Below are 19,470 nucleotides of genomic sequence, written 5' to 3'. Positions count from 1 at the left end.
TGGTGACGGTCACCGGAACCTACGTCTACACCGACGGGAGCCCGGGGGTCGGCACCGTGTCGTTCAGCCCGACCGACGGAGCGTGGTTGAAGGACGTCGCGGCCGAGACCACGGTCGTGGCGAAGAAGGTCGTGGTCACGCTCGACGGGGCTGGCGCGTTTTCCGTGCAGCTCCCGGCGACGGATGATCCGGACGTGTCACCGTCGGGCACGACGTACGACGTCGTGGAGACGGTCGGCGGGGTGTCTCGTTCCTACTCGATCGTGCTGCCGATGTCGGACACTACGGTGGCGCTCGTCGAGCGGGCGCCGGTTGCGCCGTCCGGAAGCGTCTCCCAGCTGGTCGTCAAGGTCAACGGGAAGCTTCCGAACGCGTCCGGCGAGGTAGTCCTCTCCGCATCTGACCTGGGCGCGGCCACCGCGACTGACCTGACCAACGGGCTCGCAGGCAAGGCGGCCTTGAGCCACACGCACAGCATCGCGCAGGTGACGGGTTTGCAGGCCGCGTTGGACGGCAAGGCCGCGGCCTACGTCCCGCAGGCGCTCACCGACGCAGCGACGCTGTCCGTTGACGCGTCACTCGGGCGGCACTTCAGGGTGACGCTCGGCGGCAACCGGACGCTCGCCGCGCCGTCGTCCGGTGTGGACGGGCAGATGATCCTGCTCGAAGTGACCCAGGACGGAACCGGCGGCCGGACACTGACCGCGGGTACCGGCGTAGTGCTCGGCGACGATGTCGCGTCGCTGGCGCTGTCGACGGGCGCGAACCGAACCGACTACGTCCTCTTGCTGTTCCACGCGGCCAAGGGGAAGTGGTCCGTGCTCGGTGTGATCCACGGGTACGCGCTGTGAGACACCTGCATCCACCCCAGACCCACCCGCACACCACGGCCTTCGCTGGCGCGGGCGCCACCTACACCATCGCGCTGGCCGACTCCTGCGTCGCGGGCTCGCGCGTCGTGGTGGTCGCGTCCGGTGGCGCGCAGCCGACGATCCGGTTCACCAACTCGTCCGGCACGGCGTTCGTCCGCCGTGCGCAGGCGTTGTCCGCGCTCGACGTGTCGATCCATGACGCCGTAGCGACCGGTGGCGAGTCCGTTCTGCATGTGACTCTGAACGGTGACGAGAACGTCGTGGTGACCGTGTACCACACGGACGCCGGGGAGTACGTCGCCGGAAGCGCGGGCACCAACGGCAACATCGTGGCGGAGGTACCAACCGCGGTCAGCGTCGCCGACCCGGCTGTGTTGTTCGTCGGGGCTGCTGTGCAGAAGAACACGGCGGCCGACGAGGTGCTGAAGCTGCGCCAGCTTGGGCCGCTCGGGCGCTTCTACGCGAACGGCGCCCACCAGCCGGGCAGCGGGACGAAGCTGATCTACGCCAACGGTTGCGCGGACATCGACGCCGCGCACTGTTTCCCGGCGACGCTGGCGGCCGGGCAGTACAAGGCAACGACGATGTGGGTCAACGGGGGCGGAGACCTGGTTCATATCGCGCAGGCCGCCTACGCGGACAGCACCGGCATCCCGTCGAATCCGTCGCCAGCGAATCCGGTCGTAGCGGAGAACAGCCTCCCGGGGGATCTCCAGAGCGCGTGGTTCGGTGGGGTCGCGGCGACGTCGGCGACGATCGCGGGCTACACCGATGCTGTGTCCTACCAGCCCGGCGACACGGTTTCGTTCCGCGTGGACAGCACCGGGCATCCGTTCCGCGTCGAGCTGCGCAGGCTCGGCTACTACGGGTGGGAGACCATCGGCGCCCGGCTGGTCGCCCCGTACATCACGGGCACGGTGGCCAGCCAGCCCGGGCCGACAGTGGACCCGGTGCTCGGCTCGACGTCGTGCGCCTGGTCCACGAACGCGTCGTGGACGATCCCGGTCGACGCGTGCAGCGGCGTCTACCTCGCGACGTTCCGCCGCACCGACGACACCACCGCTTACCACCAGCACCATTTCGTCGTGCGCGGGGACCCGGCGGGCCGGGTGCCGGTGGTCATCGCGGACCAGACGTACCAGGCGTACAACGTCTGGGGGCAGACCGGTGACCACGGTGCCCGGTTCGGCGCGGGCACGCAGTGGTCCGGGCGGTCGCTCTACGGGTACGGGCCGGACACGAGCGAGCAGTACGCGCACCGCGGCTACGCGGTCAGCTTCGACCGGCCGTACTCGTGCGCGTCGACGCAGGCGAACACGTACTTGTGGGACTCCGATTACCCGTGGTTGCACTGGGCCGAGGCTCAGGGCCTGGATCTCACCTATGTGTCTGATGTGGACCTCGACAAGGACACGGGCCTGCTGCTCGGTGCGCGGGCGGTGGTGGTGTTGGGGCATCACGAGTACTGGACGACCCGGGTCTACGACGCGATGCGGGCGGTGCAGGCCGCGGGCATCAACATGCTGATCAACAGCAGCAACACCGCGCTGTGGCGGGTGCGGTATGCGTCGGACGACACCCTTCGCCGCACGGTGATCTGCTACAAGGAATCGCTCACCCGCGATGGCGCGCCCGGGTGGACGGGGACCGGGTACGACCCGGTGGCCTGGACGGGGACCTGGAGGGACGCGGGCACGGCGAACGGGCGCGCGAACCCGGACATTCGCCGGGAGAACGCGCTCACGGGCCAACTGTTCCGGCTCAGCGCTCCGGTGGCTCAGCGGTACGGCGTGCCGTACGCGAGCAGAGCGGTCCCGTGCTGGCGCAACAACAGCGCGGTGCAGGCGCTCACCAGCGGTCAGACGTGGCAGGCACCGGCGGGCACGATCGGCGACGAGGCGGACGCGGCCGACGGCTCGACCGGCCAGCCCGCGAACCTCGCCAACCTCTGCCCGACCTCGATCTCGGGCACGACCGGCCCGAACGCTGCCGGGACGCTCTACTCGACGTCGGTCACGATCACGTGCGGGTGGACGGTGCACCGGACAGGTGCCGGTGGCCTGGTAGCCAATAGCGGTTCTTGGCGGGCCGGGCAGGGGCTGACGCGCTGGGCGCAGTCGACACTCGGGAACGTGGTCACCTCGTCCTCCGTGGACTGGCAGTCGTCCTGGCTCGCCCTGCTGTGGGACCTGGAGATCCGGGCCGCCACGCCACGGTCGCTGCGGCCGGGGCTTGACGCTGCGCCGGTCGATCCCGCGACTGGGGCACCAGCCGGTCCCCGTAACCGGGTGGCCGTTGCATACGGATTGAGCGTGCCACCCACCTCCGGCCTGCTGACCTTCTTCCTCCAGGGGGCACGATGATCTGGGCGACTGTCGACGAGGTGCGCGGCTACCGGCCCGCGCTTCCCTTGTCCGGGTTGGACGATGCCGAGCTGGGCGGGCTGATCGCGTCAGCGGTCCGCGCGCTGGTGCCGTACGTGATCCGCTGGCCGGTGGTCGACACCGACACCGACCGGCCTGCGGACGACACCGTGCGTGCGGATGTGGTGGCCGCGGTCGCCGAGCTGGTGCGCGACCGGCGCGCGGCGACGCTGGCCGAGACCGAGCTGGGCGGCACGGGCGCGGCGGCGGTGATCGCGGCCGGAGGCAGCGTCACCGCCGGGAGCCTGACGGTCTCGGGCGGGCGCGGCGCTCGGGTCGGGTCGACGGATCGACCCGTTCCGCGGGCCGCGCTCGACGCGTTGTGCAGCGCAGGCATGGTTGGCGGGAGCGTGCCGACATGGTGACCTTGCTGGGGTTCGTCGGCGCGACGCGCACGGTGCTGTACGAGGCATCGCTCCCGGACACCGGCACCCGGTCGCAGTGGGCCGCCCCGGTTGCTGTCGGGCCGTGCCGGGTCGAGCACGGGACGCGGCGTATCCAGACCCGCACGGGCGCCGTGGTCGTCATCACCGCGACCGTGTTCATGCCCGGGACGCCGGAGATCGTCCCGGGCGGTCGCCTGGACCTCCAGGACGGACACGGACTCCGGATCATCCACCAGGTCGACGCGCCGGTCTGGCTCGACGGCAGCCGGATGCATCACGAGGTCGGTGTGGCGTGAGGGACTACGAAGAGGTTTCACGAGCCGCTGAGGCTGCGTCGGCGGTTGGCGCCGAGCAGGGCGTCCGTGAAGCGGTCGACGATCTTGGTTCGCTGTCGCAGGACCTCGTGCCCTACGACACCGGTCTGTTGAGCCAGTCACTGTCCAAACAGGTCACTGGGCACGGCGCGTCGACAGTCGGTCAGGTTGCCTACGACCGGCCGCCCTACGCGGAGATCCAGCACGAGGACGAGACGCTGCGCCACCAGGACGGCCGCGTCGCGCACTTCCTGTCCGGGCCGCTCAAGGTCGAGGCTCGCCGGTACGTCAACCACATCGCGCGGCGGACCGGTGAGGCCATCAACCACGCCTGACCGCCGGGTGACACCCGGGCCTGATCGTCGGGGGCGTGTTGTCGACCGCGTGCTGCATCCATCTCGCCTCGCTCGGACTCGGGATCTCCTTCCCGCCCGGTGCAGGTGTGCCTGCGTACGCGGAGGAGCTGCCGGGTGAACCGGACGCGGCGGTCGCCGCCTTCGTGTTGCTGGGTTCGGCACCGCCGGACCTGTCCGGCTACGTCACGCCGATCGTGCAGATCGTCGTGCGCGGCGCGGCGGGTGACCGGGAGACGGCGGCGGACCTCGCCCGCGCGATCCGGTCCGCTCTGGACGGGACGGACACGGTCACGTGGGCGGCCGGGACCGCGCACGCGGTCGAGCTGCTGACGGTCGCCACCACGACATCGCACCCCACCAACCGCGGGCTCGACCTGCTCGGCCGTCCGCTGTGGTCGGTCGATTTCCGCGTCGAGTATCTGGAGGACTGACCCGTGACGCTGAAGAAGCGCCTGTCCCGCAAGTGGTCTGTGTGGGTTGACACCGGCTTGGAGGGCAGCCCGAACTATGTGCGGCTCAACGGGCTGAGCAACTTAAAGCTGACGGTCGACGGTAACGAGGTCGACGTCACCGACTTCGACTCGGATGGTTTCGAGGACTCGCTGACGACGATGCGGAAGTGGTCTCTCGCGGCGTCTGGGTTCGACGGCTACACCGGTCCCGACGGTGCCCAGGTCGACGATCCCGCGCAGGCGTACCTCAAGACCAAGGGCTTGCTGTCCGGTCCCGACGCGTACGTGTCGCTCCGCCTGTACCGCACCGATACCGGCAAGGGCTTCAGTGGCCGGGCGGTGGCGAACTGGACAGGCGCGGGCGGTGAGGCCAAGGGGGTCGAGCCGTTCGAGTGCAACTTCACCGGCTCCGGCGCGTTGTCGCCCTACACCGCACCGTAAGGACTCACCGTGACCACCTTCCCCGACTTGTCCACCCTCGGTCCCTTTGTCGAAGAGACGGAGGACCACATCCTGTCCCTGCCTGTGCACGGCACTGTCCACACCTGGCGGGGCGCGTTGCCATGGACCACTGGCCTGCGTGTCCGGCTGCTCCGCGAGCGCGCCTTCGCGCTGGCGGTAGCTCAAGAGGAGGCCGAGCGTACCGGCGAACCACTCGACGCGACCGCGGTTGCGGACCTTCCCGAAACCGATTGGGACGCGTTCGAGAAGCAGATCGTGGGCGAGGATTTCCTCGCACGTGCGGCGGATGACCCCCAGATCACCGAGGACGACGTCGCGCGGGTCTACCAGACTGTGCTGACCTGGAAGCTGTACGGCAAACAGGCCGCCCTCGCTGTGTGGACCGAGGGCCTGCGCGGCGGTGATGCCCGCCCCCCGGCGGAGGGGTCCGGATCGACCCGGACACCGGATGGATCATCGACGAAGACGACGCGGAGCCGTTCGACTGGTGCGCGGTCTTCGCGCGCTGGCATCTCGTCGAAGCGAGCTTCCACGCGGTCTACCACCTCGACCTGACCGACCCCGCAGTCCAAGCGCGGTCGTGGCGGTGGTTCACCGCACGCCTGTTCGGGCTGCCGCCGGACTGCGTGCTCGCCCTGGCGCTGCGGCCGGACGACGAGGCGGACGACAGCGTGGAGAGCATCGACGACGCGCTCGGCCTGGACCGGGAGTGACACCCGGGCACGAGAGTGCGTCTCGTGTCTGAGACGGGGGTTGCTGCCGGTCAGGTCGTCGCGCTGCTGACGGCCGACCGGTCACGCCTGCTGGCCGAGCTGCGCGCGGGTCGGGTCGACGTCGCGAAGTTCAAAAGGGACGTCCAGGGCTCGCCGGTCCGGATCGACGCGAGCCTCGCCGATCTGGACCGGGTCCTCAAGCGCGCCCACGTCCGGTACGCGGAGACCAAGGCGCGGGTTGAGCGGGACGAGATCCGGGTCCGCGCCGATGTCTCGGAGGTGGAGCGGGCGGCGCGGCGCGCGGAAGCGGTGGCCGACCGGGCCGCCCAGCACGCGGAGGCCCGCTTGCGCCAGACGGCGCTCAACGTGGCCAAGGCGGGCGCCACCATCGCGGCGTCTCTGTCCGGTCAGGGCATCAAGGCACTCGGCGGGCAGGCCGCGGCCGGTGGTGCGGTCGCCGCCGCCGGGGAGGTGAAGAACCTACTCGGCGCAATCTTGCTGCTGCCCGCGGCCGGTGCTGCCGGGGCTGCCGGGATTGCTGTGTTGACTGTGGGTTTCGAGGGCCTGGGCGACGCGATCGCGGCGGACGATCCGGCCGCGTGGGGGGAAGCTCTCCAGGATCTGTCTCCGCAGGCGCGGGCCGCTGCGATCGCGGTGAAGGGGCTCGGCAGCGCCGCCCACGCGTTGCGGCTCGATGTGCAGGACCACCTCTTCGCAGGGATGGCCAGCGACATCACCTCGGTCGCAGGCGAGTACCTTCCCGTTCTACGGCGTGGCCTGTCCGCGACCGCGACTGAGATCAACCACGGCGCGAAGTCGTTCAGCGCGTTCCTGCTGTCGGGACAGTCCCTTCGGGACACCGGGATCATCCTGGACAACACTGCGGCTGCGTTCCACAACGCGGCCCCGGCTCCGGCCGCCTTCGCGAGCATCCTGCGTGACGTCACCGCCACCGGTTCCGACCTGCTGCCGGGCCTGTCCTCGGGCTTGGCCGGGGTGACGGGGCGCTGGGCGGCGATGGTGTCGCAGGCCCGGCAGTCGGGGGCTCTGGCCGAGTGGATGCGTGACGGGATCGACGCCGCGTCCACGCTCGGGTCGACTGTGGGCAATGTCGTTGGCACCATCGGCGCGGTGATGCACGCGGGCCAGCAGTCCGGGGCCGGGTTGCTGACCACCATGGAGGATCTGACCGGCCAGATGGAGGACGCGGCCAAGTCTGCCGAGGGCCAGCGTGTACTCGGCCAGATCCTTGGTGACGCGCGTCAAGCCGCACTGTTGCTGTTGCCTGCGCTGGGATCGGTTGTGCAGCTGGCTAGCGACGATCTTGGTCCGCTGCTGGTGCGTGTCGGTCAGCAGATCGCGCCGAAGCTCGCGTCCTCGATCGACGACGTGGGCCAGGCTGTGCACGAGGCCACCCCAGGCATGGAGTCGCTCGCGGGCGGGACGGCGTCCGTGTTGGACGCTGGCACGGACGCTCTGCCGATGCTGGGGCGGCTGGCGGGGCTGGCCGGGTCGGTGCTGGGGCCCGCGCTGGACGTGGTCGGCGGCGCGCTCGGCGGGGTGCTGCACCTGCTGGAGGATCTACCCGCTCCGATCCAGGCTGCGGTGATCGCGCTGGCGGCGTGGCGAGTGGCGGGGGATCGGGTCGCGTCGGGCGCCACGTCGCTCGGCGACCGCCTGACCGCGCCGTGGCGACGGTTTGCCGACCAGGTGCGTGTCCAGACCGATCTTGCGGCCAAGGACGGGATCGCAAACCTGTCCCGGCTCCAGGCGGGCATGGCGGTGGTGGAGTCGCGTTCGCCTGCGGTGGCGCGGATGGCGGACGCGTACCGCACGTGGTCGGCCCGGGTGTCGGAGACCGTGGCCGCGCATACCGCGCTGGCGGCCGGGCTGGGCGGCATGGGCGGCACGATGACGGCTACCGCGTCCGCAGTGGACCGCGCTGGTGCGGCGGTCGGCCGGTTGGGTGGTGCGGCGGCGGGCGCGGCGGCAGCTGGTATGTCCGGGCTGAAGTCGGCCGCGGGCGGGTTGATCGGTGCGCTGGGTGGTCCGTGGGGGCTGGCGATCGGTGCGGCCGTGACCGGGCTGTCGCTCTGGGCGGAGTCGTCGGCGAAGGCGCGGGCGGAGCAGCAGGCGCTCGCGTCCGCCGGTAAGGATCTCGCCCGCGTCATGCGTGAGCAGGGCGGTGTGATCAATGAGGTCGTGCGACGCAAGGCCGCGCAGACGGCCGCCGACCAGGGTCTGCTTCAGGAGGCAAAGAAGCTAGGTCTGGGACTGTCCGATGTGACTGACGCGATCATGTTGCAGGGCACCAGCTATGACGACCTGCGGGCTCGGATTCAGGGCGCGATCGCGTCGGAGAAGGAGTACATCAACGCGGGCACGGCGCGGCAGCGGGTCACGCAGGCTCACGATCGGATCGCCGCCTACGAGGAACTGCTGTCCAAGATCGACAGCGTGACAGGCGCGACGAAGGGCGAGATCGGCACCGAGCAGCTGCTGGCAGAAGCAATGGGCACCAGCGTGGACGGGATGCGCCGTAGCGAGAAGGAACTCGCCGCGCTCGACACTGCGGTGCACGGGCTGTCGTCCGGTGTGGCCGGTGCGGCGGACAAGGTCGACCAGCTGACGTCCGCCCTGGATGGATTGGCGGGGGACACCCTGACCGTCGAAGAAGCGACACAGCGGGTGAATGACGTCACGCGCGGTCTAGGGGATGCGTTCAAGGCAGCCGGAGACCAGGCGCAGGGGGCGAAGCGCGGGCTTCTGGACGCGACGGGTGCGATCGACACCACAACGGAGGCCGGGAGTCATCTCCAGGACACCGTGGTCGAGCTGGCCTCCGCCTATCGACAGGCGTACGTGGCGACTCTTCAAGCCACGGGGAGCCATGAGCAGGCCGCCGCCGCGGCCGAGGGCGCGCGCAAGGCTCTGCTGGACCAGGCGACCGCGGCGCTTCATTCCGGCGATGCCGCCCGAGAGCTGGCGGCGCGGTATGGGTTGGTGCCCGAGTTTGTGCGCACGAGTATCGAGCAACCCGGCATGACGCCCGCGCAAATCGCGCTGGAGATCCTGAAAGGAAAGATCATCGGCGTCCCGGATCGCAAGGGGATCACCGTGTCCAGCAACGCGCAGTCGGTCATCGGGCTGATTGAGGCGCTGGGGTTCAAGGTGGATCACCTGCCCGACGGAACGTTCCGGATCTCCGCTGGCACGGATGAGGCGCAAAACGCGGTCGACAACTTCGTGTCCAGGAACAGCGGTCGACGCATTGTCATTGGAGTCACGACCTCGGGCGCGAACATGCCTGTCGGGATGCGGCAACCGGTGATGAACGCGTCAGGCCGGTACATTCAGTGGTTCGACCAGGGCGGCATCGCGAACGCCGGTTTCGAACCGCTGTCGGGCAAGCAGGCCGCGATTATCGCCAGCCATCGCCACAACGGCACCGTGCGCGGAATTGGCGACAATCCCTTGTACCCGGAACTGTTCGTTCCGCTCGACCCGCACAATGCACAGGCGCAGTCCCTGCTGGACATCGGTATCCGCAAGATGCGTCCGGAGTGGACGGGGCAGCGTCGGCAGCCCGCTGTGGTGCGTGGCGGGGAAAGCTACGTCGATCGGCGCCGGGCGGTCACCTACCACATCAACGGGCCCGACGCCCGCGCCGTTGCTCGCGAGGTGCGGAACATGATGCGCGCGGAGGAGGCGCTTTATGGCGCGTGAGCTGCGCTGGTATCCGGGCGACGGCTCCGACCCGCTCGTCCTCACGGACCCGGCCGCTGGATACAAGGTGCTCAAGGGAAGCACGGGGTGGGGCGCCGCGCCGGTCGAGCACGTCACCGAGTCAACCCCGCTTGTGGACGGTGAGGAGATCCTGGAGACCTACGAGACTGGCCGGACGATCCTGCTCCCGATGCTCATCACCGGGCGAACCTACGAAGCGTTCCAGGAGCGCTTGGGCGCGCTCGTGGACGCGATGGACCCGAGAGTGCCGGGCCAGCTGGAGATCGCGCAACCCAACGGCCAGCGCCGCCGCATCGCCGCCGTCTACGCCGAGGGCCTGGAGGGCGCCGAGGACAAGGATTCGGGTGGGGATACGACGTGGCACAAGGCCGTGATCCGGCTCTACTGCCCCGACCCCGCGTTCTTCGACCCGACGCCGGTCCGGCTGATGTTCGGCTACCCCGCGCCAGTGTCCTTCTTTCCGTTGTTCCCGTTGCGGTTGAGTGCGGACGCGGTGCTCGGCGCCGCGACTATCATCAACCCGGGCGACCTTCCCGCGTGGCCACAGTGGACAGCGACCGCGCCCGGAACCGGCGCGCAGTTCGACAACGAGGACACGGGCGAGGAACTGCACGTCTCCGGCACGCTGACCGACACTCTGACCATCGTCACCCGACCCGGTATCCAGGCCGTGACCATGGGGTCCGCCGACTGGTGGGACCGACTCGTCGACGTGCCCCAGCTCTGGGCGCTCCCAAAGGGACAGACGAACGTCACCGTTGCACTGACCGGCGCGGCCCCCGGCTCGTCGGTGATGGTCGAGTTCCGCCCCCGCTACCGGAAAGCGTGGTGATCGTGGCTGACGCGGTGTGGATGATCGACCCCAGCGGGGCGACCCGGGGCACGATCACGTGGACCAGCTACACGGCGGTGGCCCGGTTCAACGCGACCGGCACCGCAGAGATCACGTGCCCGCTGACTCCCGTGCACGCGCGGGCTGCCGCGCCAGGGTGGCGTCTGGCCATCATGGACGGAGCCGCGCCGGTCATGGTGGGCGCGGTGGTCGATGCCGAGATCGCGGTCGGTGACGGCAGCTCGGGCAGCAGGACCGCACCGCGGCTCACGCTCCGAATCGAGGATGATCTCCGGTGGCTGGCCGGGCGGCAGGCTCGCCCCGCCCCGCTCGCGGCGCTGTCCGCGCAGACGCCCGCGTACGACGTGCGCACCGGTGCCGCGTCCACGGTGATGCGACAGTACGTCGACCTCAACGCAGGGCCGGGCGCGCTCGCCGGGCGCCGCGTGCCGGGCCTGGTGCTCGCACCGGACCCAGTCGTGGGCGGAGCCGTGACCGGCCGCGCCCGGTTCGACCGGCTGGCCGACCTACTGTCCGGGCTCGCGATCTCCGGCGCGGTCGGGGACATCACGCTCGGCTACCGGGTCACGGCCGGACTCGGGACGACGAAGACGTTCGAGGTCTACAGGCCGACCGACAGATCCGGGCCTGCCCGGTTCGGGCTCTCGCTGCGCAACCTACGGTCGCTCCGCTGGCAGCTCACCGCACCGGCCGCGACCCACATCGTCGGAGGCGGCCGGGGTGAAGAGACCGAGCGTGAGTTCGTCGAAGTCGGCGACATGGACGCGTCGACCGCGTGGGGCCGGGTCGAGGACTTCTACGACTACCGGTCCGCGTCAGACACCGACGCGGGCGCCGAGCTGGCCGCAGGCGCGGCGAAGCGACTCACCGAGCAGGGAGAGACGCAGCTGGTCGAGATCGAGCCGGTCGACACCGCCCGCCTGCGGTACGGCCGGGACTACGGGCTCGGCGACATCGTCACCGTGGACGTGTATGGCGGGGTCACGGTGGACGAGGTGGTGCGCGAGGTCGAGATCACCGTCGACCGGCGCGGCCGAGTCGTGCGTCCGCGGATCGGCACGGTGGGTGCGACGCGCACGACTCGTAGCGCGCTGTTGCTCCGCGACGCGCTCGCCCGGCTGGCCGCGATCGAGCGGCGTTAGCCGAGGGTCAGGTTTGCGTGGCCGTTCCGTGCGTCGGCCGCGGTGACCGCCACCTTGCCGCGGTGGGTGACCTCGACCTGGTAGATGTCGTGGCCGTCGGGGACGGTTACGCCGAAGGTGATTGCGCAGTCGCCCGCGAGCGCGTTGCCGGTGAACCGCGAGGCGCCGAGTTCACCGACTGCGAGGACTTCTCCGGTGGAGCTGTAGACCGTGACGGCCGCGCCGCGCCGGACGTCCTTGTAGCCTCCGCGCCCTTCGCAGGATGTGCCGGTTCCTGTGTCGCCGGTGGTGGAGATGCCGGATGTGTCGGTGATGTGGAGCCAGCCGCGAAATGTGAACGACGTGACCGCGGGGGCCTGTGCGGCGGCAGGGTCCGGAGTGGGCTTGCTGCCGATGGTGAGGACCAGGACGAGCGCCGTGGCCAGACCGAGGATCACGACCGTGCTGGCGGCGAGCAGGATGGTGGTACGTCGCATGATGTGCTGATCGTGTGACTTTGGGTGGTTGTTACGAGCGGCCCCCGGCGCTGGCCGGGGGCCGCGGTGCTCAACGGAGCCGGTCGGCCCGCACCGCGTCAAGCAGCGGTACGAGGGCGACGCGCAGCGTCGGCCCTGTCGGGTTCTTGCTGTCCCGGATGGCGCCAGCCGGGTGCAGCTCGACGCATTGGCCGCCGTTGCTGCCGCTCCGGCTGGACTTCCTCCATTGCTGTTCTGGCAGGTCACACACGATGTGGCCTCCGTTCGCTCGGTCTCACAGTTCCCGCAGAGCAGTATCCACCAGGAGCGCGGTCGCATCTGGGTCGAGTGCGGCGGCGGAGACGTGCTCCCACATGGCTGCGTATGCCTGCCTCGCCGGGTCGTCCTTGCGATCGAGATACGTCGCGGTGGTCAGGTCTTCGAGATAGACCACGTCGTGGTGGTCGTCAGGGAAGCGCAGCATGGTGAAGTCGAAGCCTTCGGCGCCGACAGCGCCGCGCGAGAACGGCACGACCTGGATCGTCACGTTCGGCAGCCGCCCGAGGTGTGCGAGTTGGGCGAGTTGCTCGCGCATGGTGGCGGGGCCGCCGACGATCCGACGTATCGCGGCCTCGGACATGATCACCCACAGTCTGGGTGCGCTGGGTGCTGTGAGTCGGGCTTGGCGGTCCGATCGCGCCTCGACGAACCGGTCGATCTCTGACGAGTCATGAAGTGGTGACGAGGTCGTCACCGCACGCGCGTAGTCGGCGGTCTGGAGTAGGCCAGTGATGATCTCGCCGCAGTAGATGCGGATCTCACTGGCCGCTCGCTCAAGCCCGAGGTAGCGGTGGAAGAACGACGGCAGGCTCTTGCCGTAGGTGGTTCGTGGTCGACGCTGGCGTGCCGCCCGCGCGAGGTCTTCGAGTTCTGCCCGGTCCTCGGCGCTCGCCTCGTAGAAGTCGATCAACCGGGCGAGATCGTCAGCTGGTGGCGTGCTCTGCCCGGTCTCCAGCCGTGAGACCTTGCTCGCCGAGAATCCCAGGGACTCGGCTGCCGCATCAAGCGTCAGGCCACGTGCCCGACGCAGGTCGCCGAGTGCACGGCCGATCTGGCGCCGTGCGGCTGTGGGGCTGGTGGCCATCGTGCTGGTTCTCCTGGATGTCGAGTGGTCGCCAGTCTGCCGTACTCCTCTTCGGGTTGGCTAACCTGCAATTGCAGGTTACGGTGATAGTCGCCGGGTTCGCCCGGTCGGCCCGCCCCGGCGCCTCACAGTTCCCAGCTGCCGCGCCGGGGCAGGGTCGCCAAACGCTGCGCGGAGGTGCACATGCCGAAACCGGATATCGAATGGCAGCAAGCTGGCGAAGAGCTTCACGCGGCCTTGGTGGTGTCGCCGTACTGGTTGGCTCCCGGTGATGTCCTGATCTCGCTTTGCGGCCTGCACGCCGAGTTGCGGCGAGAGGACTTTCCGCGGCGTCCCCCGAGGACTCCGCTGTGTTCGACCTGCCGGCGCCACGTCAACGACGTTCGACGGGCGTCATGACGGGTCCCACCCGTCTGGGCCGTAGGGCCGGTGACGACCTGGTGCACCACTGGAAGGCGGACCCTGCCCCGGGCGTGATGGAGACCGAGTGCGATATCAGCGTCCCGGCTGCGGCTGTGACCTGGGGGATCGCCGGGCCGCTGTGCGGGCGGTGTCTGGTGGCTGTGGGGGAGCGGCTGCCGGACACGCTCAGGTGGATGGACTAGGACTAGTCCGCCTTGGACGTCGTGTGACCTGCGACGTCACGATCATGGTGATGCCTGTCACGATCATGATGGTCTAGACGACTGACCATCTACGTCCCATGAGGACCGCTCGACTACTGGGGAGTAGAAAGTTGTCCGACCCTGAAGACCCCCCCTTCGCCGCGCCGGACGGGTACGCGTGGCACCGCGATCTGTTCGGCGACTGGTTCGTCCACCTCGTTGCGGACGACTCGCCGCGCTGGACGCTGGTCAATCCGCCGCGCAGGTACTCGACCACGGTCTGCCGCAGGGGTCGACGCGCGCTGATCGGCGCGGCGGGCGGCGAGGGGATGACGAGGTGCCCGGACTGTCAACGGTGGCTGCGGGAGCAGGGCAACGCCCCCCTCGTTTGATACCGCGAAAACTGCGAGCACAACGCTAGACTGCGACCAGCGACAACCAGGGCGAGCACAGCGCTACAGCCACCCGGAACCAGTAGTTCTCCTCGACGATGCCGGGCACGGTCCGCTCACCGGTCAGCGGCAGGCCGGGGGCGTGGGGTTGGGCGGGCACGCGGGCACGGTATCCGATGGGCTACCGTCCGGTAAGCGTCAGGGTTTGACGCCGACGCCGCCCGCGATGCAGTACTGGACCTCGTCCAGGGGCCTGATCCGCGGTCCGTCCGGCCACCACTCCGCGCACCGCACCACGCCCGGCTCCACCAGGTCAACGCCGGGGAACATGCCCTCGATCTCGGCCATCGTGCGGAACACGCCGGTGCCCATGGGGCTGTGCAGGAACACGTCCTCCATGCGCCGGGCCAGCGGGCTGTACTCGGGGGTCTCCGGGTCGTAGAAGTGCGTGATCCCCACCATCGAGCCGGACGGCAGCGCGTCGATGTAGGCGGTCATGATGTCCCGCGGGCTGCGCGCGCCGTCGTAGTGGTGGATGGTGCCGAACTGGAACAGCGCTATCGGCTCGGTGAAGTCCAGGTAGCGCTGTACGACGTCGTTGCCCAGCACCGCCTCCGGCTCGAAGATGTCCTCGGCGATGAAGTGCGTGCGGTCGTTCTCCTCCAGCAGCGCGCGCCCGTGCGCGAGGACCACCGGGTCGTTGTCCACGTAGATGACCGTCGACTCGGGGCGGATGCGCTGCGCGACCTGGTGCGTGTTCTCCGCCGTCGGCAGGCCGGAGCCGCAGTCGAGGTACTGCCGGATGCCGGTCTGCAGTGCGATGAACCGGGTGGCGCGGATGAGGAACTCGCGGTTGTCGAACGCCAGCTGCGCGGCCTCCGGTGCCACCCGCTGCACCCGGCGCAGCACCTCGCGGTCGATCTCGTAGTTGTCCTTGCCGTTGAGGAACGCGTCGTACACCCGGGCGATGCTGGCCTTGCTGGTGTCGATGTAGGTGGGTATGCCGAGCTCCGCGACCGGGGGACCGGGATTCGACATAGCGCCTCACAGAGCGTCGTGGAGCGGGGACCGTGCGCACCCAAGGAGTACGCTCACCCTAGGGGTTCGGGCAAGGGGCGGACGACGGTGGGGCCCGCTGCACGCGGCGTTCGCGAAGTGTGCCGGACCGTGCGTCGGATGGGCTTGGCTGGTCTGGACCTGTCCTGGATCATGGACGGTGGGTCCGTTCGGTCGAACGGACCCGCGAGCGGCACGGATCAGGGCAGTGCTGGTCGGGCCAGGGCGAGCGGAGGATGGGACCGTGACGGAGACGCGAAGCGAGGGCGGGCAGAGCAACGGCCCCACCGCGCGCCGGATCGTGCTTGGCTCGCAGCTGCGCAGGCTCCGCGAGGCCTGCGAGATCAGCCGCGCCGACGCCGGGTACCACATCCGCGGCTCCGAGTCGAAGATCAGCCGGATGGAGCTGGGCCGGGTCGGGTTCAAGGAGCGCGACGTCGCCGACCTGCTCACCCTCTACGGCGTGCACGACGAGGTCGAGCGCACCCAGTTCCTGGCCATGGTCAAGCAGTCCAACGAGCCGGGCTGGTGGCACCGCTACAGCGACCTGATGCCGCCGTGGTTCAACGACTACGTCGGCCTGGAGGAGTCCGCGGCCCGGATCCAGACCTACGAGCTGCAGTTCGTGCCCGGTCTGCTGCAGACCGAGGAGTACGCGCGGATGCTGGCCGGGCACGGCAGACCCGAGCTGGCCAAGGAGGAGACCGAGCGCCGGGTCGCGCTGCGGATGAACCGGCAGAAGGTGCTGCAGCGGATGGACGCGCCCAAGCTGTGGGCGGTGATCGACGAGTCGATGCTGCACCGGCCGATCGGCGGGCCGCGGGTGCTGCGCGAGCAGATCGACCACCTGCTGGAGATGACCCGGCTGCCCAACATCACGCTGCAGGTCATGCCCTACCCGCTGAGCGGGTACGCGGCCGAGGGCTCGTTCACCATGCTGCGCTTCACCGAGCCGGAGCTGCCGGACCTGGTCTACATCGAGCACCTGGGCGGGGCGCTGTTCCTGGACCGGGTCGAGGAGATCGAGCGCTACAGCCGCGTCGTGGACCGGCTGACGGTGGACGCGGAGACGCCGAGCCGGTCGCGGCAGCTGCTGAGCAAGCGCCGCGAGGAGATCTGAGCCGCGTTCGCGATATGACCCTTTCGGCTGGTGGTCACCGGTGCGGGGGCCGCTCTCGGTAGTCCGTGGGTGACGGTTGCACGGTTAATTGTCTCGTGCGGGTGGCCCGTTCGGATGCACGTGCATTTGCCAGACCGCCTGAGCGTGTTACGGTCGTCACTATCAACGCACGTGCATCTGCACTGAGTGACTGCCGAAGGCGAGGTCCAGTGTCTGAGATTCGCAACGGGATGACGGCGGATGAGGTGCCCGGGGCGCGGTGGCGCAAGGGCAGCCGGAGCGGTGCCGTGGGCAACTGCGTCGAGGTGACCCCGGTCGACGAGGCCCGCATCGCCATCCGCGACTCCAAGAACGGCTCGGGGCCCGCGCTGGTCTTCCGCGGGCCGGTCATCGCCACCTTCACCCGCGCGGTGAAGGCGGGGATCGTCACCGTTCCGGACGCCTCCCATGCTGCCGAGGCCTACCTGCGCAGGCTCGTCTCGCGCGGCTTCGAGTTCCTGCACCCGCGCGACGCCAGCGGCGAGATCGCCGCCGTGGTCGGCGTGCGGGCGCACGACAACGTGATCGATGTCGTCCGGTTGCACGCGGAGAACGAGGTGATCGCCACCCGGCTGCCCGGCGACACCGACGACCTGCTCAACCCGCCGCCGAGCGTCGTGCTCTGGCAGCGCCAGGGCTGGGCGGCCGAGGTGCTGCGGCAGATGGTGGACCTGCCCGACGACCGCACCCCGGGTTCGCTGGACCCGGTGCGCGGCGGGCTGGTCCCCGCGGCCCATGGCCGGGAGAAGTGGCTGCCCGCGTCGGCTTGACCTGACCTCGCGCGATGTAGCCCCGGTTCCCCGGCGGTGCCGACCAGCGCGCCCTGGTCGACACCTCTCGAAGGCCACCTCCCTCGGACGGGAGGTGGCCTTCGGGCATTCCCGGGGGCGGGAGAGAGGTTCATCGCGGCCGGGTGGGGAGGCAGCGCGGGCGTCGGGTGAGGATGGTCACCGGGACGCGGATTGCGCGCGTGCTACCGGTCGGTAACATCGACCTGGGGCGGACCACCGCGTCGGGCGGCGCGCCCACGTGGCAAGGTCGGCACCACCGCACGAAAATCGCGTCGGAGAACAATCGCGCCCGGCCCGGCCCACCAGGTCGGTCGCCACACGGTGCTCGTCCCGGGAGGTCGAAGCAGACCCATGCCAAACATCGTTGTCCTGGTCAAGCAGGTGCCCGACACCTACTCGGAGCGCAGGCTCTCCGACGCCGACCACACCCTGGACCGGGAGTCCGCCGACGCGGTGCTCGACGAGATCAACGAGCGCGCCGTCGAGGAGGCGCTGCTGCTCAAGGAGGCGCACGGCGGCGAGGTGACCGTGCTCAGCGTCGGCCCGGACCGGGCGACGGAGGCCATCCGCAAGGCCCTGTCCATGGGCGCGGACAAGGCCGTGCACGTGTCCGACCCGGCCCTGCACGGCTCCTGCCTGCTGCAGACCACCCGGGTGCTGGCCGCCGCGATCGGCCGCGTCGATGGCGTCGACCTGGTGGTCGCCGGCAACGAGGCCACCGACGGCCGCGGCGGCGCGGTGCCCGCGATGCTCGCCGAGGCGCTCGGCTACCCGCAGCTCACGCACGCCCGCAAGGTCACCCTCGACGGCGACACGGTCACCGTGGTCCGGGAGACCGACACCGGGCTCACCCACCTGCGGGCGACCCTGCCCGCCGTGGTGAGCGTCGGCGAGAAGATCAACGAGCCGCGGTACCCGTCGTTCAAGGGCATCATGGCCGCCAAGAAGAAGCCGGTGGAGACGCTGACCGTCGCCGACCTGGGCATCGACGCGGCCGAGGTGGGCCTGGCGAGCGCCAGCACCACCGTCCTGGAGGCCACCCCGAAGCCGCCGCGCGCGGCCGGGCAGCGGGTCGAGGACGGCGGCGACGGCGGCCAGAAGATCGCCGAGTACCTCATCGGCCAGAAGCTCGTCTGAGAACAGCAGCGAAGGAGGAACGAAGTGTCTGAGGTACTGGTCCTTGTCGACGAAATCGACGGCGAGGCGAAGAAGGTCACCTTCGAGCTGCTGACCGCGGCCCGCGAGCTGGGCGAGCCGTCGGCCGTGGTGGTCGCCGCGCCCGGCACCGCGGCGCGGCTCAAGGACTCGCTGGCCGCCTACGGCGCCGCCAAGGTCTACGTCGCCGAGTCCGACGATGTGCCGAACTACCTGGTCACCCCCAAGGTCGACGTGCTGGCCGCGCTGGTCGGCGCCGCCGCGCCCGCCGCCGTGCTGGTCCCGGCGACCGCCGAGGGCAAGGAGATCGCCGGGCGGCTGGCCGTGCGCACCGACTCCGGGCTGCTCGTCGAGGCCGTCGGGGTCGCCACCGAGGACGGGGCCGTGGTCGGCACCCAGTCCATCTTCGGCGGCGCGTTCACGGTCAAGGCCAAGGCCACCCGGGGCACCCCGATCGTGACCGTCCGCCCCGGCGGCGTGGACGCGGTCGAGGCCGCGGGCGCGGCCGTCGAGGAGACCGTCGAGGTGCCCGCCGCGGACGCGGCCAGGGCCACCGCGGTCACCGGGCGGGAACCGGTGGTCGGCGGCGACCGGCCGGAGCTGACCGAGGCGTCGATCGTGGTCTCCGGCGGCCGCGGCGTCGGCTCGGCGGAGAAGTTCGAGGTCGTGGAGAAGCTCGCGGACGTGCTCGGCGCGGCCGTCGGCGCCTCCCGGGCCGCGGTCGACTCCGGCTACTACCCGGCCCAGTTCCAGGTGGGCCAGACCGGCAAGACGGTGTCCCCGCAGCTGTACGTGGCGCTGGGCATCTCCGGCGCGATCCAGCACCGGGCAGGCATGCAGACCTCGAAGACCATCGTCGCGGTGAACAAGGACGCCGAGGCGCCGATCTTCGAGATCGCCGACTTCGGCGTGGTCGGCGACCTGTTCGCGGTCGCCCCGCAGCTGACCGACGAGGTCGCCAAGCGCAAGGGCTGAGTCCCGGCCGGACCGGCA

The 19,470-nt window shown here is 70.1% G+C and carries 22 protein-coding genes; 17 read left to right on the top strand and 5 right to left on the bottom strand.

The window, feature by feature from the left end; translation table 11 throughout:
- The first annotated feature begins 2 nt into the window (after positions 1 to 2).
- The 11 genes from C503_RS0110605 (at position 3) to C503_RS0110550 (ending at position 11,720) form a co-directional block, all read left to right on the top strand.
- Complete coding sequence (locus C503_RS0110605) at positions 3 to 851, top strand: phage tail fiber repeat family protein (RefSeq protein WP_156893119.1); 849 nt, start codon at positions 3 to 5, stop codon at positions 849 to 851.
- Positions 848 to 3,235: a N,N-dimethylformamidase beta subunit family domain-containing protein gene (locus C503_RS0110600; protein ID WP_018682177.1), complete on the top strand. Its 2,388-nt coding sequence runs from the start codon at positions 848 to 850 to the stop codon at positions 3,233 to 3,235. The genes C503_RS0110605 and C503_RS0110600 overlap by 4 nt, the downstream gene beginning before the upstream one ends.
- Entirely contained in the window at positions 3,232 to 3,660 is a 429-nt protein-coding gene (locus C503_RS0110595; RefSeq protein WP_018682176.1) for a hypothetical protein, read from the top strand. The genes C503_RS0110600 and C503_RS0110595 overlap by 4 nt, the downstream gene beginning before the upstream one ends.
- Positions 3,654 to 3,977: a hypothetical protein gene (locus C503_RS0110590; RefSeq protein ID WP_018682175.1), complete on the top strand. Its 324-nt coding sequence runs from the start codon at positions 3,654 to 3,656 to the stop codon at positions 3,975 to 3,977. The genes C503_RS0110595 and C503_RS0110590 overlap by 7 nt, the downstream gene beginning before the upstream one ends.
- Positions 3,974 to 4,330, top strand: a complete 357-nt coding sequence (locus tag C503_RS38895) for a hypothetical protein (protein WP_051114791.1) — start codon at positions 3,974 to 3,976, stop codon at positions 4,328 to 4,330. The genes C503_RS0110590 and C503_RS38895 overlap by 4 nt, the downstream gene beginning before the upstream one ends.
- Before the next feature lie 35 nt (positions 4,331 to 4,365).
- On the top strand, positions 4,366 to 4,782 hold the full coding sequence (locus tag C503_RS0110580; RefSeq protein ID WP_026316152.1) for a minor capsid protein: 417 nt from the start codon (positions 4,366 to 4,368) through the stop codon (positions 4,780 to 4,782).
- Positions 4,783 to 4,785: 3 nt separating this feature from the next.
- Positions 4,786 to 5,244, top strand: a complete 459-nt coding sequence (locus C503_RS0110575) for a phage tail tube protein (protein ID WP_018682172.1) — start codon at positions 4,786 to 4,788, stop codon at positions 5,242 to 5,244.
- A gap of 9 nt (positions 5,245 to 5,253) precedes the next feature.
- A complete protein-coding gene (locus C503_RS0110570) occupies positions 5,254 to 5,820 on the top strand; it encodes a DUF7426 family protein (protein ID WP_018682171.1) in 567 nt (188 codons plus the stop codon).
- A gap of 182 nt (positions 5,821 to 6,002) precedes the next feature.
- The gene (locus tag C503_RS0110560) at positions 6,003 to 9,704 is read left to right on the top strand and encodes a hypothetical protein (RefSeq protein WP_018682170.1); all 3,702 of its coding nucleotides are present in this window, start codon (positions 6,003 to 6,005) and stop codon (positions 9,702 to 9,704) included.
- Positions 9,694 to 10,557, top strand: a complete 864-nt coding sequence (locus tag C503_RS0110555) for a phage tail family protein (RefSeq protein ID WP_018682169.1) — start codon at positions 9,694 to 9,696, stop codon at positions 10,555 to 10,557. The genes C503_RS0110560 and C503_RS0110555 overlap by 11 nt, the downstream gene beginning before the upstream one ends.
- 2 nt (positions 10,558 to 10,559) lie before the next feature.
- Complete coding sequence (locus C503_RS0110550) at positions 10,560 to 11,720, top strand: siphovirus ReqiPepy6 Gp37-like family protein (RefSeq protein ID WP_156893118.1); 1,161 nt, start codon at positions 10,560 to 10,562, stop codon at positions 11,718 to 11,720.
- Here the strand turns inward: C503_RS0110550 and C503_RS43175 are convergent.
- The 3 genes from C503_RS43175 to C503_RS0110540 form a co-directional block, all read right to left on the bottom strand.
- Positions 11,717 to 12,196, bottom strand: coding sequence for a hypothetical protein (locus C503_RS43175; protein ID WP_018682167.1), 480 nt, complete (start codon positions 12,194 to 12,196; stop codon positions 11,717 to 11,719). The two genes, C503_RS0110550 and C503_RS43175, sit on opposite strands and share 4 nt — an antisense overlap.
- A 70-nt stretch (positions 12,197 to 12,266) precedes the next feature.
- Positions 12,267 to 12,446: a DUF397 domain-containing protein gene (locus C503_RS44460; protein ID WP_084476974.1), complete on the bottom strand. Its 180-nt coding sequence runs from the start codon at positions 12,444 to 12,446 to the stop codon at positions 12,267 to 12,269.
- A gap of 24 nt (positions 12,447 to 12,470) precedes the next feature.
- Positions 12,471 to 13,319, bottom strand: a complete 849-nt coding sequence (locus C503_RS0110540) for a helix-turn-helix domain-containing protein (protein ID WP_018682166.1) — start codon at positions 13,317 to 13,319, stop codon at positions 12,471 to 12,473.
- 395 nt (positions 13,320 to 13,714) lie between these two features.
- On the opposite strand from C503_RS0110540, the gene C503_RS0110535 reads away from it, so the two are divergent.
- Both C503_RS0110535 and C503_RS0110530 read left to right on the top strand, forming a co-directional pair.
- Positions 13,715 to 13,924, top strand: coding sequence for a cupredoxin domain-containing protein (locus C503_RS0110535; RefSeq protein WP_018682165.1), 210 nt, complete (start codon positions 13,715 to 13,717; stop codon positions 13,922 to 13,924).
- A gap of 131 nt (positions 13,925 to 14,055) precedes the next feature.
- Positions 14,056 to 14,316 carry a hypothetical protein gene (locus tag C503_RS0110530; protein WP_018682164.1) on the top strand — a complete coding sequence of 87 codons (261 nt, stop codon included), beginning with the start codon at positions 14,056 to 14,058 and terminating at the stop codon, positions 14,314 to 14,316.
- Between the two features lie 25 nt (positions 14,317 to 14,341).
- Here the strand turns inward: C503_RS0110530 and C503_RS48480 are convergent, their stop codons facing one another.
- Both C503_RS48480 and C503_RS0110520 read right to left on the bottom strand, forming a co-directional pair.
- Positions 14,342 to 14,476, bottom strand: a complete 135-nt coding sequence (locus tag C503_RS48480; protein ID WP_018682163.1) for a hypothetical protein — start codon at positions 14,474 to 14,476, stop codon at positions 14,342 to 14,344.
- A 38-nt stretch (positions 14,477 to 14,514) separates the two neighbouring features.
- Complete coding sequence (locus tag C503_RS0110520) at positions 14,515 to 15,354, bottom strand: SAM-dependent methyltransferase (protein ID WP_018682162.1); 840 nt, start codon at positions 15,352 to 15,354, stop codon at positions 14,515 to 14,517.
- Between the two features lie 262 nt (positions 15,355 to 15,616).
- On the opposite strand from C503_RS0110520, the gene C503_RS0110515 reads away from it, so the two are divergent.
- The 4 genes from C503_RS0110515 (at position 15,617) to C503_RS0110500 (ending at position 19,452) form a co-directional block, all read left to right on the top strand.
- On the top strand, positions 15,617 to 16,492 hold the full coding sequence (locus C503_RS0110515) for a helix-turn-helix domain-containing protein (protein WP_018682161.1): 876 nt from the start codon (positions 15,617 to 15,619) through the stop codon (positions 16,490 to 16,492).
- Between the two features lie 209 nt (positions 16,493 to 16,701).
- Positions 16,702 to 17,301 carry a DUF397 domain-containing protein gene (locus C503_RS0110510; RefSeq protein ID WP_156893117.1) on the top strand — a complete coding sequence of 200 codons (600 nt, stop codon included), beginning with the start codon at positions 16,702 to 16,704 and terminating at the stop codon, positions 17,299 to 17,301.
- Positions 17,302 to 17,673: 372 nt separating this feature from the next.
- Complete coding sequence (locus C503_RS0110505; RefSeq protein ID WP_018682159.1) at positions 17,674 to 18,459, top strand: electron transfer flavoprotein subunit beta/FixA family protein; 786 nt, start codon at positions 17,674 to 17,676, stop codon at positions 18,457 to 18,459.
- Positions 18,460 to 18,483: 24 nt separating this feature from the next.
- Positions 18,484 to 19,452 carry an electron transfer flavoprotein subunit alpha/FixB family protein gene (locus C503_RS0110500; RefSeq protein WP_018682158.1) on the top strand — a complete coding sequence of 323 codons (969 nt, stop codon included), beginning with the start codon at positions 18,484 to 18,486 and terminating at the stop codon, positions 19,450 to 19,452.
- The last annotated feature ends 18 nt before the right edge of the window (positions 19,453 to 19,470 follow it).

Source organism: Actinokineospora enzanensis DSM 44649 (assembly GCF_000374445.1).
Classification (GTDB): Bacteria; Actinomycetota; Actinomycetes; order Mycobacteriales; family Pseudonocardiaceae; genus Actinokineospora; species Actinokineospora enzanensis.
The sequence above is the reverse complement of the archived record's forward strand: the minus strand, read 5'-3'. Positions and strand labels throughout refer to the sequence as shown.

What these genes read in the sequence shown, in the direction of transcription:
- C503_RS0110520 (WP_018682162.1), bottom strand. Translation starts at nt 15,354, where the DNA reads ATGTCGAATCCCGGTCCCCCGGTCGCGGAGCTCGGCATACCCACCTAC.
- C503_RS0110540 (WP_018682166.1), bottom strand. Translation starts at nt 13,319, where the DNA reads ATGGCCACCAGCCCCACAGCCGCACGGCGCCAGATCGGCCGTGCACTC.
- C503_RS0110590 (WP_018682175.1), top strand. Translation starts at nt 3,654, where the DNA reads ATGGTGACCTTGCTGGGGTTCGTCGGCGCGACGCGCACGGTGCTGTAC.
- C503_RS0110505 (WP_018682159.1), top strand. Translation starts at nt 17,674, where the DNA reads ATGCCAAACATCGTTGTCCTGGTCAAGCAGGTGCCCGACACCTACTCG.
- C503_RS0110595 (WP_018682176.1), top strand. Translation starts at nt 3,232, where the DNA reads ATGATCTGGGCGACTGTCGACGAGGTGCGCGGCTACCGGCCCGCGCTT.
- C503_RS43175 (WP_018682167.1), bottom strand. Translation starts at nt 12,196, where the DNA reads ATGCGACGTACCACCATCCTGCTCGCCGCCAGCACGGTCGTGATCCTC.
- C503_RS0110555 (WP_018682169.1), top strand. Translation starts at nt 9,694, where the DNA reads ATGGCGCGTGAGCTGCGCTGGTATCCGGGCGACGGCTCCGACCCGCTC.
- C503_RS0110535 (WP_018682165.1), top strand. Translation starts at nt 13,715, where the DNA reads ATGACGGGTCCCACCCGTCTGGGCCGTAGGGCCGGTGACGACCTGGTG.